General features: G+C 58.8%; 12 protein-coding genes. 3 read left to right on the forward strand and 9 right to left on the reverse strand.

All coding sequences use genetic code 11. From position 1 onward, the window contains the following. Positions 1 to 2: 2 nt before the first annotated feature. Complete coding sequence (locus HYZ49_15185) at positions 3 to 893, forward strand: DMT family transporter (GenBank protein MBI3243626.1); 891 nt, start codon at positions 3 to 5, stop codon at positions 891 to 893. Positions 894 to 1,015: 122 nt separating this feature from the next. Here the strand turns inward: HYZ49_15185 and HYZ49_15190 are convergent, their stop codons facing one another. Continuing rightward, positions 1,016 to 2,758, reverse strand: coding sequence for a nucleoside kinase (locus HYZ49_15190; GenBank protein ID MBI3243627.1), 1,743 nt, complete (start codon positions 2,756 to 2,758; stop codon positions 1,016 to 1,018). A 17-nt stretch (positions 2,759 to 2,775) separates the two neighbouring features. After that, complete coding sequence (locus HYZ49_15195) at positions 2,776 to 3,663, reverse strand: hypothetical protein (protein MBI3243628.1); 888 nt, start codon at positions 3,661 to 3,663, stop codon at positions 2,776 to 2,778. 62 nt (positions 3,664 to 3,725) lie between these two features. Between HYZ49_15195 and HYZ49_15200 the strand changes: the two genes are divergently transcribed. Beyond that, on the forward strand, positions 3,726 to 4,835 hold the full coding sequence (locus tag HYZ49_15200) for an ATP-dependent 6-phosphofructokinase (protein ID MBI3243629.1): 1,110 nt from the start codon (positions 3,726 to 3,728) through the stop codon (positions 4,833 to 4,835). 5 nt (positions 4,836 to 4,840) lie between these two features. Continuing rightward, the gene (locus tag HYZ49_15205; GenBank protein ID MBI3243630.1) at positions 4,841 to 7,204 is read left to right on the forward strand and encodes a GAF domain-containing protein; all 2,364 of its coding nucleotides are present in this window, start codon (positions 4,841 to 4,843) and stop codon (positions 7,202 to 7,204) included. A 71-nt stretch (positions 7,205 to 7,275) separates the two neighbouring features. Here the strand turns inward: HYZ49_15205 and HYZ49_15210 are convergent, their stop codons facing one another. From HYZ49_15210 to HYZ49_15240, 7 genes are all read right to left on the reverse strand, one after another. Beyond that, on the reverse strand, positions 7,276 to 8,157 hold the full coding sequence (locus HYZ49_15210) for an intradiol ring-cleavage dioxygenase (protein MBI3243631.1): 882 nt from the start codon (positions 8,155 to 8,157) through the stop codon (positions 7,276 to 7,278). A 109-nt stretch (positions 8,158 to 8,266) separates the two neighbouring features. Next, a complete protein-coding gene (locus tag HYZ49_15215) occupies positions 8,267 to 8,803 on the reverse strand; it encodes a hypothetical protein (protein MBI3243632.1) in 537 nt (178 codons plus the stop codon). A 257-nt stretch (positions 8,804 to 9,060) separates the two neighbouring features. Continuing rightward, on the reverse strand, positions 9,061 to 9,600 hold the full coding sequence (locus HYZ49_15220; GenBank protein MBI3243633.1) for a flavin reductase family protein: 540 nt from the start codon (positions 9,598 to 9,600) through the stop codon (positions 9,061 to 9,063). Next, positions 9,593 to 11,149: a Pyoverdin chromophore biosynthetic protein pvcC gene (locus HYZ49_15225; protein MBI3243634.1), complete on the reverse strand. Its 1,557-nt coding sequence runs from the start codon at positions 11,147 to 11,149 to the stop codon at positions 9,593 to 9,595. The genes HYZ49_15220 and HYZ49_15225 overlap by 8 nt, the downstream gene beginning before the upstream one ends. Positions 11,150 to 11,281: 132 nt before the next feature. Beyond that, positions 11,282 to 13,759, reverse strand: a complete 2,478-nt coding sequence (locus HYZ49_15230) for an amidohydrolase family protein (protein MBI3243635.1) — start codon at positions 13,757 to 13,759, stop codon at positions 11,282 to 11,284. Between the two features lie 2 nt (positions 13,760 to 13,761). Beyond that, positions 13,762 to 15,339 carry a sugar ABC transporter ATP-binding protein gene (locus HYZ49_15235; GenBank protein ID MBI3243636.1) on the reverse strand — a complete coding sequence of 526 codons (1,578 nt, stop codon included), beginning with the start codon at positions 15,337 to 15,339 and terminating at the stop codon, positions 13,762 to 13,764. Positions 15,340 to 15,378: 39 nt separating this feature from the next. Then, on the reverse strand, positions 15,379 to 16,617 hold the full coding sequence (locus HYZ49_15240) for a substrate-binding domain-containing protein (protein ID MBI3243637.1): 1,239 nt from the start codon (positions 16,615 to 16,617) through the stop codon (positions 15,379 to 15,381). Positions 16,618 to 16,683: the final 66 nt, after the last annotated feature.

Below are 16,683 nucleotides of genomic sequence, written 5' to 3' on the forward strand. Positions count from 1 at the left end.
TTATGGAACGCAAAAAACTCGTCGCCTTTGCCGAAGTCTCCCTGGCCGTCGTCGCCTGGGGCGCGTCGTTCATCGCCACCAAAGTCGCTCTGCGTGAGGTCTCGCCCATCACCATCGTCTGGCTCAGGTTTGCGATGGGCGTCGTCATCCTGGGCGCGGCCGTGTTCGCCCGTAAACAGTTTGCCCTCGTGCCGCCCAAAGAACTTGGCTACTTTGCCCTGCTCGGCTTTCTGGGCATCACCTTTCACCAGTGGTTGCAATCGAACGGATTGGTGACGGCCCAGGCCACCACCACCGCCTGGATCGTAGCGACGATTCCGGTCTTCATGGCGATTCTGGGTTGGGCAGTGTTGAAGGAGCGATTGCGCCGCAGGCAAGTGATCGGAATCGGACTGGCCGCCGTCGGCGTTTTGCTCGTCGTGAGCAACGGGGAAGCCGCCGCGCTGGTGGGTGGCCGTTTCGGAACGTCGGGCGACTTCCTTATCCTCATCAGCGCCGTGAACTGGGCCGTCTTCTCGGCTCTCTCCAGGCGCGGCCTGCAACAACACCCGGCCACGCGCATGACGTTTTACGTGATGGCCTTCGGCTGGCTGTTTGCTTCAGTTCTGTTTTTTGCCGGGCCGGGCTTGAGCGAGGCTAACCGCCTGACTCTGAACGGCTGGTGGGGCGTTGGCTTCCTGGGCGTGGCCTGCTCCGGCCTGGCTTACATTTTCTGGTACGACGCCTTGCAGATCGTCCCGGCCTCGGAGCTTGGCGTGTTCTTATACGTCGAGCCGCTGGTGGCCGTCGTCGTCGCCGCCATCGTGTTGGGCGAAGCCATGACTCTCGCCGCCCTGCTCGGCGGGGCCATCATTCTCTTCGGCGTCTGGCTCGTCAACCGGCCTGCGAGTTAGGACAACGGATTTGGCGAATGCAACGGATAAAGATGTAATCCGTTCAATTCGTTAAATCCGTTGTCAAAGCAAGATGAAAAGAATATCCAAGACACTGTCGGCGCAGGATAAACGAGCTAACCTCACCCGGTCAAGAACAATTTTGTCCAGCTTATACCGTCGAACAGATTGGGAAACCTGATGAACTCCGTTAGCAGGCTATTGTTCGGGACAGCTTCGAGGTCGCACGGGCGGAACCAGGCCAACAGAGCCAGCAGGCGTTTGGCTTCCACGTATTCGGGCGTTTCGGGTTGCACCTGCCTCAGAAGCGGCTCAGCCAGTGGCCGCAACACCGAAAGTTCGTACACCAGCGCCGAGTTGAACATCACATCCGAATACTCCTGATATGGAAAGATATGCTGGCTCTCGCCCCGCCGCACGCTCTCCCAGCGCTTCAAGGTGTCGCCCGCCGCGTAGCCGCGCGTCGCCGCGTCGCGCACAATGCGGCGGATGAGGCGGGTGTCGGTTGTGCTCACCCGGTTGTGTAGATCAAGATTAAGTTGGGTGAGGGCCGAGATGTAAATACGCAAGGTGTGTTCCGGCGGGATGTGCGGCACAAGATCGGGATTGAGGCCGTGAATGCCTTCCACCAGAATGACGGTTCCACGGGGCAGCGTCACCGTTTCCCCCACGCCGCTCCGGCCCGTCTTGAAATCGTAGTGCGGCAGAATGACCTCCTGCCCGCCCATCAACTTCAGCAAATCTACATTGAAACGCTCAACGTCGAGCGCCCGGAGCGACTCAAAATCGTACTCGCCATTTTCATCCTTTGGCGTTTTGTCGCGATCCAAAAAATACTCGTCCATCGCCAGGGCAAATGGATGCAGGCCATTGGCCAGCAGTTGCACCGCCAGCCGCTTGGAGAACGTGGTCTTACCCGACGATGACGGCCCGGCGATGAGCACCAGCTTGATGTCACTCCGTCCCTTGGCCACCCAGCCGGCAATCTGGGCGATGCGTTGCTCGTGCAGGGCTTCGGAGACCAGGATGAGTTCGCGAATGCGGCTTGACCCGATGGCCTCGTTGAGCGCGCCGACGTTGCTTATCCCCAGCCTGTCGAGCCACTCGCCGTATTCGCGAAAAGCCACCATCAACCGGTCGGGCATTCGTAACGGTTCAATAACGGTTGGCGCGCGGCGCTGAGGGAATTGCAGGATGAAGCCGGGCGGCGAGGATTGCAGATCGAACCAGCGCAAGTAACCGGCGGACGGAACCATGTAGCCGTGAAAATAATCGGCCAGCCCGCCGAGGCGGTAGAGCACCAGATAATCCTTGTGGCGCTCGGCCAGCAGGCTCACCTTGTCTTTCTCGCCCCGCGCGCGGAAGAGTTCAATGGCCTTGGCCAGCGGCACTACATCTTTGACGATGGGCAGGTCGGCGGTTGCCATCTCTTTCATGCGGGCCGTCAGCCGTTTGAGTTCGACGGCGTTTAAGTTGTCGCGCCCGCGCACCTGGCAAAAGTAGCCGCCGGAGGCAATCGAATGATCCACCACCACTTCGGCTTCAGGGAACAATTCTTTGGCGGCGGCGATCATCAGAAAGGTCAGCCCGCGCCGGTAGATTCTCATGCCGTCTTCGGTCGCCATCGTCACCGGCGCAAGCGAGGCGTCACGGGTCAACTTGTAAGTTAGTTCGCGCAGTTTGCCGTCCACCAGCGCGGCCACCACCGGCGCGCCTGCCGAACCGGGCGGTTGCGGCGCGCGGACAAACGCTTCGAGGGCCGTGTTCAGCGGCGCTTCAAACGCCCGGCCATCGGGCCAGCGCACTTGCACCGTCGCCCGCGCTTCGGCAGAATGCACAGTTGAGTTGGAAGAGGGTTGAGTCATAGAGGGTGATTGTACTACTACACAAACACCATCACCGGCTTGAAAGGTTTGGCATAACGCTTAAGAGCCTGAGCGCCCTGGCGCGCCACGATCCAGCGGGCGGCGGCCTCCAATTGTTGAATGTCGGATGCGCCTTTTGGCAGCGGTTTGCCAAAGCCCGCCATCTCGCCCAGCGTCTCCAACGCGCGGGCGAAGGCGGCGCTGGCCAGCACCGAGGCCGCCGCCACGGCGATGCTGGCCGATTCGGCGTGATGTTGCTGAAGCGGTTTAGGAAGGCCGGCGGCGGCAAAAGCCTGATCCAAACGATCGGCGCGTTGCGAAAACTGATCGCAGACGATCTTGCTGGCCTGAGCCGAGCGCCAAACAGGCCGCGCCGCCTGAGCATACGCCTCGGCCAGAAGCACGTTCATGTTGTCGGCGCCCTCCCAGAGCATTCCTGGCTCAAGCGCCTGAAGGCGACGATGTTCGGCGGGGATAAGACGCTCGATCTGATCGGCCAGGCGGCTCACGAGAGAGGAGTCAATCTGCTTGCTGTCGCGCGCGCCGATCTTGCGTAAGGCCGTCTCTGTTTGCGAAGTGTCCACGTACACCGCGGCCACAATCACCGGGCCGAACCAGTCGCCCTTGCCCGATTCGTCCAGGCCCAGGTGCGGGCCGGTGATGGTTGTGGTCGGGCCGCGCTTCGCGTGCTCATCCAGCCAGGCTTGTAGCTCGGCCCTGAGAGCCGACTCGCGGCCCTGCAAGTTAAGCGCGCCGCGTTTGGGCCAGAAGTTGGCAACCACTTCAGAGGCGGCGTCCCCGACGATGATCTGTTCGCCATACGGGATCGTCGCCCCGGGTTTCCATCGCCAGCCGCGCGCGCGAACGTAGTCCTTGAATTGGTCAAACTTTGTCGAGGTTGGCATCTCGCGAATCATACCAGCAGGTCGTATAATCGCCTTACTCAATCTTTCAGGAGATCAGTTGCATGGAGCCACGCATCAAAAAAATTGCGATCTGCACCGGCGGCGGCGACGCGCCGGGGTTGAACGCCGTGATCCGGGCGGCGGCGCTCTCGGCCCTCAATCGCGGTTGGGAGTGTTACGGGATTCGCGACGGCTACAACGGCCTGCTCATGCCTGAAGAATACGCCGACGGCGGCATGGTTCACCTGACGCGCGAACGGGTGCGGGGCATCACGCACCTGGGCGGCACGATTCTGGGAACGACCAACAAGGGCAACCCGCTCAAGTTTCCGCTCCTGAACAAAGACGGTCAACGCGAAGAGGTGGACCGCTCCGACGAATTGGTTCGCGCCTTCCGCCTCCACAACCTTGACGCGCTGATCTCGGTCGGCGGCGACGGCTCGCTGGGCATTGCCAACGTGCTGGCCCAAAAGGGCTTGCGGGTGATCGGCGTGCCCAAAACAATTGACAACGATCTCGACAAGACGGTGATTACCTTCGGCTACGACACCGCCGTCTCGTTCGCCACCGAATGCCTCGACCGGCTACACACCACTGCCGCCTCGCACCGGCGGGTGATGGTGGTGGAAATGATGGGCCGCTACGCCGGCTGGATCGCCCTCAACGCCGGAGTCTCCGGCTCAGCCGACGTGATCTTGATTCCCGAAATCCCCTACGACCTGGGGAAGGTGATTCATAAAATAAGAGAGCGCGAGCAGGAGGGCCACAACTTCACTATCGTCGTGGTGGCCGAAGGCGCGAAACCGCTCGGTGGAACTTTTACCACCGTAGGCGAAAAAGAGCCGGGCCGGGCTGAGCGCCTGGGCGGCATTGGCGAAAAGCTGGCCCGCGAGCTGGAGACCCACACCGGCAAAGAAACGCGAGTGGTGGTGCTGGGTCACTTGTTGCGCGGCGGCGCGCCCACCTCGTTTGATCGCTTGATTGCCCTGCGCTTCGGCGCGGCGGCGGTGCGGGCGCTGGAAGAGGGCCAGTCGGGGGTGATGGTGGCCCTCGACCCGCCCACCGTCAACTACGTGCCGCTGGAAGAAGCCACCCGCCGCATGAAGACCGTGCCGCTGGACTCGGACACCATTCTCACTGCCCGCGACCTGGGCGTGTGTTTTGGAGACTGAAGAGGATGAGCAAGCCATTGCGAGTCTTAATGGTGGAGGACTCACTGGAAGACGCGATGCTGGTGGAGCGCGAACTGAAGCGGGCCGGCTACAACCCCGACTGTCATCGCGTTCAAACCGCCGAAACGCTTTCGCAGGCGCTCGAGCGCGGGCCGTGGGACATCGTCCTGGCCGATTATTCCCTGCCCGGTTTCAGCGGCACGGCGGCCCTGGAACTGGTGCGGCTACAAGACCCGGACCTGCCCTTCATTATCGTCTCGGCCAGCATCGGCGAAGAAACGGCGGTGGAAGCCATGCGGGCCGGCGCGCACGACTACATCATGAAAGACCGGCTGGCCCGCCTGGCCCCGGCCATCGAGCGCGAACTGCGCGAAGCCAATGTGCGGAACGAGCGCCGACTGGCCGAGCAAGCCCTGCGCGAAAACGAAGCCCGCTACCGGGCCATCTCGGAACTCACTTCCGATTTCATCTACAGCTTCTCGGTCGGGCCGGATGGCAAACCTCACTATCGCTGGATCACCGACTCCTTCTCGCGCCTCACCGGCTACACTGTTGAAGACCTGCGCCAGGCGGGCGGCCTCGAAATATTGATCCATCCCGAAGACTGGCCGGCCATGCAAAAGCACATCACCACCCTGGTCTCCGGGGCCGCCGACGTGAACGAGTTTCGCATCATCGCCCAGTCGGGCGAAGTGCGCTGGATGCGCAACTATGCCCAGGCCGAGTTCGACGCCGGGCAAAACCGGACGACGGGCATCATCGGCGCGGCTCAGGACATCACCGAACGCAAACAGCGCGAACGCGAAATGGAGGCCATCGTCGCCGTAGCCGGCGCTCTGCGCGCCCCCTCCACCCGGGCCAGCATCATGGACACCACCCTTGATCAGCTTGTCAAGCTACTTGAAGTTGACGGCGGCGCGGTGGTGATGGTGGACCCCGTCGGCGGGGAACTTGTGTTTGAGGCGTTTAGTGGCGTTGGGGCCGACGAGGCGAGAGGGTTGCGTCTGTCGTCTGGGGCGGGCATCACAGGTCAGGTGGTTGCCGGCGGCCAACCCTACCTCAACAACAACTTTCGCAAAGACCCCAATATTGCCCGGCCCGATCTGGTGCCCAGGGAGGGCGTGCAAGCCGCCGCTTGCGTGCCCCTCATCGCCCGCGACGAAACCATCGGCGCGCTGTGGATCATCCGCGCTACTTTCATCTCGCCAGCCGAAGTGCGTCTGCTGGCCGCCATCGGCGATATTGCCGCCAGCGCCCTCCACCGGGCTACCCTTTACGAGCACACCCAGCGCCGTGTGCGCCACCTGGCCGCTCTGCACGACATCCACAAAGTCATCACCTACAGCCTCGACCTGCATTCCACCCTCGACTTCATCCTGGCCGAAGCCGCCACCCAGCTTGGCGTGGACGCCGTCAACCTCCTGCGCCTGAACCAGAGCATCAAGATGCTGGAGCATGTGACCGACATCGGCTTTCGCACCCGGGGCATCGCCCGATCCCGTTTACGGCTCGGCGAGGGCTACGCCGGGCGAGCGGCCCTGGATCGTCGCCGGGTTTCCGTGCCCGACCTCAACAAAACCGGCGGCGCTTTCCCCCTTCACTCCCTGCTGGTAGGCGAAGACTTTGTCACCTACTTCGGCGTGCCGCTCATCACCAAAGGCCAGGTCAAAGGTGTGCTTGAAGTTTTTCACCGCTCGCCCTTCAACCCGGACACGGAATGGCTGGACTTTCTTGAAAGCCTGTCCACCCAGGCCGCCATTGCTATGGACAACGACGAACTGCTCACCGACCTCCGCCGCTACAACGACGACCTGACGCTGGCCTACGACGCCACCATTGAAGGCTGGTCGAAGGCGCTCGAACTGCGCGACCAGGAAACCGAGGGCCACACCCAGCGCGCCGCCGAGTTGACTCTGCGCCTGGCCCAGGCCATCGGCATCCGCGATGACGCGCTGGTGCAAATTCGCCGGGGCGTCCTGCTGCACGATATTGGCAAGATGGGCGTGCCCGACAGCATCCTCCTCAAGCCCAGCCCGCTCACCGACGAGGAGTGGCTTGTCATGCGCCGCCACCCGGTCTATGCCCACGAAATGCTCGCCCCGATCGCTTACCTGCGCGGCGCGCTCGACATCCCTTACTATCATCACGAGCACTGGGACGGCAACGGCTACCCGCACGGATTGAAGGGCCAGCAGATTCCGCTGGGTGCGCGCATCTTTGCCGTGGTGGACACGTGGGACGCCCTGCGCAACGACCGCCCCTACCGCAAAAGCTGGCCGGAAGACAGAGTGCGCGATTATATCCGGCAAGAATCCGGCAAGCACTTTGACCCGGAAGTGGTCAATGTGTTTTTGCAGTTGGTGGCTTGAAACAGAATAATCACTCGATGGATTTGGAAACGTCGTGCAGTTCGAGAAGTGAGGGCGTCAGGGATCAGACCCTAAAGGTCTTTAAGACCTTTAGGGTCTCCAGGCTCAAGCACGAAGTCGTAGGTGACAGTATAAAAGGGCGTGGCCGTATTGTGGCGATCCGCTTCCGCTTGCGTATCGCGCCGCACAAAGTCTACAACCAGCGAATCCCGGACGCCGAAGACGACGTCCGAGTCCAAATACGGATCGCCTTCAGCAAATAACTCCGTGATCACCGTCTTATAACCTTCAGCCGACACGATGAAGTGAATGTGCGCCGGACGATAAGGGTGGCGGCCCAGCGCCCGCAACATCTTGCCCACCGGCCCGTCTTCGGGAATCGGGTAGAAGGCAGGTTTGATGGTGCAGAAGGTGTAGCGGCCCTCGGAGTCGGTGCGGAAGCGGCCACGCAAATTAATGTCTGCCCCAGGCAGTTGCACATCGTAAAACCCTTCCGAGTCGGAGTGCCACACGTCGAGCAGGGCGTTCGCCAGCGGCTTGCCGTCCGGCGCGAACACTCGCCCGGAGACGATGACCGGCTCGCCCGGCGTGTCGCCGGCGATGCTGGCGTTCGACGGCAGTTCCGGCGCGCCCTCGCGATAGAACGGGCCGAAGATCGTGTACTCGGTCATCCCTTGCGGCTTGCGGTTGTTGATGAGGTCTTTGGTCGTGGTCGCGCCCAGCGTGTCGGAGAGCAGGATGAACTCCTGCCGCTTGTCGTCGCACATCTGGCCGGTGGCTGTAAGGAATTGGATGCCGGCCATCCACTCGGCCTCCGTCAGGTTCACTTCTTTGATGAAGGCGTGCAGGTGCTTGACCAGGCCGGTCATAATTTCTTTGAGCCGCCCGTCTTGGGTGTTGGCAAGCGTCGCCAGGACGACGGCGGTGATGTTGTCTTCACTCAGGTTTCGCATGGCTTGTCCTTGCCCAAGAACCTGACAGGTCTTTGCGAAGCACCCCGTAGCGAAGCGAAGGGGCGCGAAGCAGGCCTGTCAGGTTTTCAAACGGTTTCGCCGCCCAGCCTCATTTCGACATTTCGTCAGTGGGGTTGTAGAACGCCCCGAGATGGATGCCGTAGACTGCGTGCCAGATAAAGATCCCGATAGTGGTTTTGACGCCCAGGTTCAAGCTGAGAAAACCTGGAGTGAAGGCCGGGAAATTAGCCGGTACCCACCAGAGGGCGCTGACGAGGCCCAGCACCCCGGCCCAGATAAGCGCCTTGCCGAGGTTGCCCATCATGGTATTCTTGAGTGGCAGCCGGGGGTGAATCAAAAAGGCATAGATCAGCGCGAAGCAGACGCCTGTAAATGTGTGAAATACAGCACCTGCCCACCAAATCTCCGCCGCCGAAAAAGGCTGATCGGTCAGGTTAGCGGTGGGCATGAGTAACAAGCCGTTGAACCAGGGCCAGCTGAGGGTGACATACCCCTCGCCGGGGTTGAAGCCGATCATCCGGTACCAGAAGCCAGTGACGGTCGCCATGTGAGTGGCGACGAAGCCGGCGACCAGAGCCGTGACCAGCCTGCTGTTCGAGACACTGAAGCGCATGTTGCTGTTCATAGAGTTCTCCTTATAAATTGAGATAATCGGAAATCAACTTTCATTTACAGCTATGCTTTGAGATTCACTCAGCTATTCAACTCCTCTCTCGGCCACTCGCGCAATTAACGCGCCGGATTTGCCGGTGGCCGTCTTGTCCCGGGCAACTCGTCCACGAAATCAATCCAGTGCCTTGAGATATTCCAATGCAACTGACTTGCGTTGCTCATCGGCTACAGTCAATTTAGCGAGGGCCATAGGATTCTCCTTGTGAGACATTACACTGTGTTGATAGTGAACAGCGAGAAATCATCTTCCAGCCATTGCGGCGGTTTCAACCGTTCCCCGTCGAGTTGGCGGTATTGGCCGGAGTAAAACAACAGCGGGCGCGCCTCCCGCCACTCCAAAAATTCCACTTGTCCGATGTACAAGGTGTGGTCACCTGCCGGGTGCGCCTCCACCAGCCGCGCCACGAGGTGGGCCGCCGCGTTGCCAATCAACGGCATCTCGTGCTTGCGAATGAAGGACACTTCCAGCCTTTCTACTTTACGGCCCGCGAAGTGATCGCTCAACGGCTGTTGATCCTCAGCCAGAATGCTCACCCCGTATCTTCCACTCAGCGGCAGGAGGCGGTGCAGGTGAGCGCGGTGATCCACCGAGGCCAGGACGAGCGGCGGGTTGAGCGAGACTGAAACGAAGGCATTGGCCGTCATGCCGTGCGCCTGGCCCTCGTACTCGGTGGTGATGATGGTGACGCCGCTGGCAAAGCGCCCTAAAGCATTGCGAAATTCGCGTGGATTAATCGAGCCGTCAGCCATTCATCCCCTTCATTACTATACTGATGTCATCGGGGTTGATGAGGTCGGGCGCTGTCCAGCCGTCAAGGTCGTATTCAGCCATGCACTGCTCGGCGAAGCCTTTGTACTTCGTCGTCTGGCCCATGGCCTCGGCAACGATCAGGGTCTCGAACCGGATGCTCTCGTGATTGCCGAAGTAGTTGCGCTCGTACAATTCATGCCGCCCGCCGAACTCGGTGCCGACTGCATCCCACATCAACTTCATTAGCTTAATGCGTTCTTCGGCGGAATAGCCATTGGAGCCGCGCACGTACTGATCCAGGTAAGGCCGAATCTCCGGCGACTTCAAGTCCAGCGCGCTCGACGGCAAATAGATCAGGGCGCTGGCGAGCGTGTTCTGGATGATTTCCTTTATCTTCGGATAGGCCATGCTGGACATGACACGGTAAGCCAGGCCGTAATCCAGGTTGGGCAAAACGTAACCCGGCGTCCAGGGCGTCGTGGTGCGGGCCATAGCATCGGTGAGTCCCCAGAACAGGTTGCGCCAGGCCAACACTTCGCCTACTTGCGCCTGCACCCCGCGGAAGTCCTTGGCCCCGGTCGCCTCGACGGCTTTGAGCAACAGCCCGGCGATAAAATCCAGTTTGACGGCCAGGCGGGTGCACCCCTGAAACATGAAGCGGGGCAGGAAGCCGGAGCGCGGGAAGAAGTTGTTGACCTTTTCAATGTCGCCGTAGGCGAAGACGTTTTCCCACGGCACAAAGACGTTGTCAAAGACAATGATCGAGTCATTTTCGTCCACCCGGCTGGAGAGCGGGTAATCGAATGGACCGCCCGTCGCCCCGGCTGTCAATTCATAAGAGGGGCGGCAGAACAGTTTGAGGCCGGGCGCGTCGTTAGGGACGATGCAGACAAAAGCAAATTCTTTGGTTTTGATGGGCAGGGCGCCGTTGTTGGCGATGAAGTTGTAGTGAGTGAGAGTCGAGGTCGTCGCCACCACCTTTGCGCCGCTGATGATCAGGCCGCCGTCGGTTTCCTTGGTGACGTGCATGTACACGTCCTTCACTTCGTCCAGCGGCTTATCGCGATCCACCGGCGGATTGACGATGGCATGGTTGACGAAAGAGACTTCCTCCTGAACTTTTTTGTACCAGCGTTTAGCGTTCTCTTCGTAAGGCTCGTAAAAGGCAGAGTTGGCCCCGAGCGTCGCCAGGAAGGCGGCCTTGTAGTCGGGACTGCGGCCCATCCAGCCGTAAGTGATGCGCGCCCATTCGGCAATAGCGTCGCGCGCGCCGACCATCTCTTCGACGTTGCGCGGCGCCCGGTAGAATTTGTGGGTGTAGCCGCCGTTGCCGGTGTCGGTTTCGGTGGTGAGGATGTCCTTGCGAGCCGGGTCGTGCAGGGCGTCGTACAGGCGGGCCAGCATTCGCACCGTGTTGCGGAAGGCGGGGTGGGTGGTCACGTCTTTGACCCGTTCACCATAAATCCAAATTTCGCGTCCGTCGCGCAGGCTTTCGAGATACTCCGCGCCGGTGAGGGGCTTGGTGCGCTGGGTAGTTTCAACAGACATAGTGGTCTCCTTTATCGTGAATGGATAACGTAACCGAGGCCGCGCGTTTCACCTCCTGCTCCATTCGCGCGCGACTCAACGGAAAATATCCGACTCGGTGATGATTCTAATGAGTCGGCACTCCTCATCGATTTAAATCTGCGGCAACTTGAACCCCGACTTGGCGACGACGTAATCACGCGACTCCGTCACCGCTTTTTTTACCGCATTCCAATCAACGTGCAACAGTTTGCCATTGCGCTTCATGGCCCGCCCGGCGATGAAGACGGAATCCACGTTGCTGGTGTCCATTCCCCAGACCACCGCGCCGATGGGGTCATTGATCGGCATCACATTAATTTTATCCGTTCGCAGCATGATGATATCGGCATCCTTGCCTGGCGTGAGCGAGCCGGTCTTATGCGCCAAGCCGTTCGCGCGCGCGCCTTCAATCGTGGCATAGGCCAGCACATCCCGGGTGGTGATACGCGGAGGCGCATTGGTATCGCCAGCCAGTTGCTTTTCAAATGACAAGGCATGTTGCAACGATATAACCGAGCGCATTTGGGTGAACATGTCGCCTGGCACATTGGTCTCCACGTCAACGCTCAGGCTGGGTTTCAAGCCGCGATCCAGGAATTTCTGAATGGGCGGCATTCCATGACCCATCATCATTTCTACGGGCGACGCCAGCGATATGGTTCCGCCGGTATCCACAATCATTTGGATTTCGGTGTCGCTAAGCGTTGTGCAATGTATGTAGGTGGTGTCATCGCGCAATAAACCAGCCTCGCCCATCTCCTGCACTTTGCCTTCCATACCATAAGACCCCACGCCTACATGCGTGGTAATGCGGGCATCCACTTCACGCGCTAGTTTCCAATGATCACGGGCGATCTCAAAATCAACAAACTCAGGTCCCGGCGCGGCTAAGGCATAAGTGATCATTTGGTCCTTCGAGGAGAAATATTTCTTCGCGGCGCGCACGAACCAGCTGGGCTGGCGGTCGTTCCAATCCCCCCACCATGGAAAACCATACGCGAAGACGGCGCGCAGGCCCGAGTCTTGCAGAGCCTTAATCACAGCATCTGTATGTTCTGGTGAACCTTGAATATGCGACCAGTCGAGCAGAGTAGTAATTCCCGCGTCGATTGCGCCCAAGGCGCTGATGAGATTTCCAACATAGGCATCCTGCGGACGATAAGAAGGGGCGAATTTTCCCAACACGAAGCGAATATAGCCGTCGCGTCCCTCCAGAGGCGTGTCAGCGCCCACATTGCGAAGCAAGCCCTCCCAAATATGCCGGTGCGTGTCCACAAAGCCGGGCATGACAATCATGTTGGAAGCGTCAATGATCTCCGCCCCGTTGACAGGCAGACCAGGACCGACTGCCGCGATTTTTGTGCCTTCAATCAACACATCCGCGTTTATGAAATTTCCCACTGACGGATCTATCGTAAGCACCGTGCCGCCTCTAAGTAAAATTTGCTTATTGGCATCCGGTACGGCTGTAGCGTCGCTCACGTAAACATTGGGCAACTCGCGCAACTGGTTCAGGCGCGAGCCTTTGACCAATCGCTGGACTCGCTTGAAGTTAAGTTTGACCAACTCCTTAAGATCGTTGATTTGATAAAAGGCTAATCCCAACAACAAAAGTACGCCAACGGAAATCAAGCCAACCACATTACTCAAGCCAAGCAGGGGCAGGATATTGATAATTAGCGTGAGGAACAAGGCTGATACGATTGCGCCGATAAAGGTGCCGCGGCCGCCCATTAGGCTGGAACCTCCTAAAACAGCCGCCGCCAGGCTGGACAATGCGTAACTCGTGCCGGCGCGCGGATCTCCCACGCCCACCTGCGCGGCGAGAAAGAACGAAGCGAGCGCCGCCATAAGACCTGAAGCCACAAACACGCCCACGCGTATTCGCGTGGTCGCCGCGCCAATGCGCCGCGCGGCCTGCGCGTCGTGCCCCACCGCGCGTAGTGTGAGTCCTGCTGGAGTCGCGTATAGCCACACATCCCAAATAATCGCCCCAATCAGCATGACCATGAAAGCAATGGGAATAAAACCAACACTGGCAGTTATGGAATCCAATACATCAAAATTGATCAAGCCCGCGGCAACGGGACGCAGTGAAAGGGCAATGCCGTCCAAAATGCTCAAGGTGGCAAGCGTGGCAATAATGGAGGGTAATTTGACCCAACGCACCAGAGTAGCATTGAAGAGTCCCACGGAGACGCCCATGCCGAGAATTGCCAGCCCGCCCAGCGCGACAACTTTCGGCGGAGCGCCATCGGTCACGATAAAGGAGGCGATGATCACGCCCATAGTCATGATCGAGCCGACCGAGATATCAAGATAGCCTGCTACCAGCGCGTTCATTTGCGCCATTGTGACCAGCGCCAGAGGAATGGTAGCCAACAACAAACTATTCAGATTGAATTCCGACAGGAAAGCGGGAGACCTTGAAGCCGTGTAATTGCCAATGATCAGGATCAGAATAAGTTGAAGCGCAACAGACGTCCATGCCCTGACCCTGAATACATGTTTGATTTTCTGCCATAACATAGAGCCATTGCGAACGTCTCGAATGGCATTCCTGATTTTGCGACGGGCAAGGTTGAGCATGGTTAATCTCCTCTATCTTTATCCAGATTCGTCGCGGCGCGCGGACCTGCAACTCGCGGGCGACCCGCTTTCAATCCAAACCCTACGCCACCCACAATGGATTCGATGATCCTTTTCTCGCTTAAGTCGGCGCGCTGAATTTCGTCAATAATCTGCCCGCGCGACATAACTATCACTCGGTCGCACAAACCGGAGAGTTCAATCGGGTCGCTGGATTTGACGATCACACCCGCGCCTTCCATTGCTTTCGCGCGCAGCGCTTCATAAATATCGAGACGGGCGCTGGCATCAACACCTTGCGTCGGCTCATACGCCAAAATGACATTCACGGTCTCGCGCAGGTGCGGTCGTATCAGCGAAACCTTCTGTTGATTACCGCCGGAAAGGAACTGCACAGGCTGTTCGAGAGAGGGTGTCCGTACTTTGAGGCGGTTGATCAAGTCGGTCACCGTATGTTGTTCGCGCCTTCGATTCACCCAGCCCAGGTTGCTGAACTTGTCCAGCACTTGAATCGTGGCATTGTTCCGCACACCGAGCACTGGGAACAATGCTTCATGTTTTCTGTCTCCTGCCAGCAATAAAATACCTGCCCACACAGCATCAACGGGAGAAATTAACGTTAACTCCTTGCTATCGCACATAACTAATCCCGCTTTTGGAGGGATTTGACCCGAAAGGCATTTGAAAAATTCACCCTGACCATTCCCCTCCGCCCCAGCCAGACCGACGATCTCGCCTCTTCGGACCGTCAGGTTGATCGGCCCAAATAACGGACCCTGAAACCCGGTGATCATCAACACACTTTCCGACTCGGAGGAATTTTCCAGGGCTGGAGGAAACGCCGCGTGGAATGGCCTCCCAATCATTAACGATACGAGATCAGATTCCGACATGTCTGATGCACTATACATACCCTGACTTCGCCCATCACGCAAAACAGTCACCCGGCTGGCGATTGTCAGCACTTCCGGAAGGCGATGGCTGACGTAAACGACGCCCACTCCGCGTTCTGCGCGAGCGCGAATAATGCGATGTAATAATTCAACTTCATCGGGACCCAGAGCCGTTGTCGGCTCATCGAGAAGAAGCACTTTAGGGTCACCCATCAACGCTTTGACGACTTCAAATAGCTGGCGTTGTGCCAGCGTAAGATACCCTGTGGGCGCGTCGGGAAACAGGTCCAATTCAAACTCAGCCAGTGTATCCGTCGCCCATTTTTTCATCTGCCAATAAGGCGGGCGGCGATCCTGCGGCGTTGTCAGCAACAAGTTCTCTTTCACTGATAATGCGAGAACTTGTGAGTTGTCTTGATAGGCCATCCCCAAGCCGAGGCGGCGGGCCTCGGCTGGGGAATCTTTACGGAGTCGTCTTCCACCGATCAGCACCACACCCTGATCGGGTTCCACAAAACCGCTGGCAATTCCGAGAAGCGTGGACTTACCTGAACCGTTCTCGCCGACCACAGCATGAATCTCGCCCGCGCGACATTCAAGGCTGACATCGGACAGGGCTTGCACTGTGCCATATTGCTTGGAGAGCCTTTGAAGTTCAAGCACCAACGGTTGTTCGTCTTTCGGCATGGACCGCGCTCCCATCGGAATGTTACGCCAGACACGAGCTCACTTTCCCATCTCCGTGAAAATGGAAAACGGGATCAGCGATGAAGTCGAGGCCTCCTGCGGCACATCCGGGTTGCAGGTGCTCGCATCCAGCTGGCGCATCACGGTGGGTATGGTAATTCCATCCGCCGGGAGTTCGAGGCCCTTGAGGCTCATCATGGCCGCCGTCAATGCAATGCGCGACTGGTAGTTGCCGCCCGACGCATAGAAGATCTTGAAATTCGGGTTGCTTATTTTCTTCCATTCGCAGAACAAACTCATTTCATCGGTTCGCAGGGTCACCACGACATCGAGCGGGAGCCCGGCGGCTTCGTAGGCGCGCACGCCGCCCATGAACGAATCGGCGGCTTCGTAACTGTAGCCTCGGATGTCGGGGTCGCTGCTGATGAAGCCAGAGACTGCCTCCAGCGTGCCTTCGCGCGTCCAACTCGTGTCTGCGCGGCCCACCAGGGTCAAATCCGGGCTTAGCGCGGGTTCTTCACAGGATTGCCAATAGGCAGATAGCGCATTACCCGGGGTGCCACCCAGGAAGGCAACCTTGCCGCTTCCAACTTCTCGATTCAATGTTTCGGCAAAAAGCTGGCCCAACAAACAAACATCCTCGGCAACAAATGTGGGATAGTCCTTGCCTGGCTCGCCGATTCTGCCGTACGAGTGTGTAATGTAGATGATCCCGCGCTCAGTCGCTTCACGAACAGCGGGGAGCAGGGCATCACCTGCATCCGGGAAACCGATGATGATGTCCACATCCTGCGCCACCAGACTGCGGAAATCCGAAATGGATCTCTGTGTATCACCGAGGGCGGTGACGTAGATAATCTTGCCGATCTCAGGATACGTCAACGCTTGCAGGATGAACTCCATGTGAGTCATTTGCCGCCAGAAATTTTCCCCGAAGCCGTCAGCAAGGGCGACCGTAATCGGCCCACCGGTGCCGGTATCACAAATTTTTTCCTTCCAGCATTTGACCGCCAGATCCTGCCGTGCCTGGTCAACAGGCAACCCCGCGCGATACATGGCTGCCAGTGCGATCTGCGGCACATTTTCAGCAGTGCCAATGGATTTCGTCAGCACTGCAGAATCGGCGTCATAGCGTTCACCATATTGATCGGCGCCTTCGATGCCGGGACCCAGAGCCACTGGAGCCTCCGTCGCCGGTGCTTCCGTCGCCCCGCCGCCACATGCGGCAAGCGCCAGCGCCAGAATGATCATCATATTTATCACGAATAAACGTTTCATTTTCTTCTCCTTTAGGTTGGTTGGTAGACAAAATAGTGTTGATGAAATCTTTAGGATTCTGGCTGT

Source organism: Chloroflexota bacterium, from assembly GCA_016197225.1.
GTDB lineage: Bacteria > Chloroflexota > Anaerolineae > Anaerolineales > VGOW01 > VGOW01.

Bases quoted from the DNA above. Each gene is read 5' to 3' on its own strand.
- HYZ49_15220 (MBI3243633.1), bottom strand. From the start codon at position 9,600: ATGGCTGACGGCTCGATTAATCCACGCGAATTTCGCAATGCTTTAGGG.
- HYZ49_15190 (MBI3243627.1), bottom strand. From the start codon at position 2,758: ATGACTCAACCCTCTTCCAACTCAACTGTGCATTCTGCCGAAGCGCGG.
- HYZ49_15225 (MBI3243634.1), bottom strand. From the start codon at position 11,149: ATGTCTGTTGAAACTACCCAGCGCACCAAGCCCCTCACCGGCGCGGAG.
- HYZ49_15185 (MBI3243626.1), top strand. From the start codon at position 3: ATGGAACGCAAAAAACTCGTCGCCTTTGCCGAAGTCTCCCTGGCCGTC.
- HYZ49_15240 (MBI3243637.1), bottom strand. From the start codon at position 16,617: ATGAAACGTTTATTCGTGATAAATATGATGATCATTCTGGCGCTGGCG.
- HYZ49_15215 (MBI3243632.1), bottom strand. From the start codon at position 8,803: ATGAACAGCAACATGCGCTTCAGTGTCTCGAACAGCAGGCTGGTCACG.
- HYZ49_15235 (MBI3243636.1), bottom strand. From the start codon at position 15,339: ATGCCGAAAGACGAACAACCGTTGGTGCTTGAACTTCAAAGGCTCTCC.
- HYZ49_15195 (MBI3243628.1), bottom strand. From the start codon at position 3,663: ATGCCAACCTCGACAAAGTTTGACCAATTCAAGGACTACGTTCGCGCG.
- HYZ49_15210 (MBI3243631.1), bottom strand. From the start codon at position 8,157: ATGCGAAACCTGAGTGAAGACAACATCACCGCCGTCGTCCTGGCGACG.
- HYZ49_15200 (MBI3243629.1), top strand. From the start codon at position 3,726: ATGGAGCCACGCATCAAAAAAATTGCGATCTGCACCGGCGGCGGCGAC.
- HYZ49_15230 (MBI3243635.1), bottom strand. From the start codon at position 13,759: ATGCTCAACCTTGCCCGTCGCAAAATCAGGAATGCCATTCGAGACGTT.
- HYZ49_15205 (MBI3243630.1), top strand. From the start codon at position 4,841: ATGAGCAAGCCATTGCGAGTCTTAATGGTGGAGGACTCACTGGAAGAC.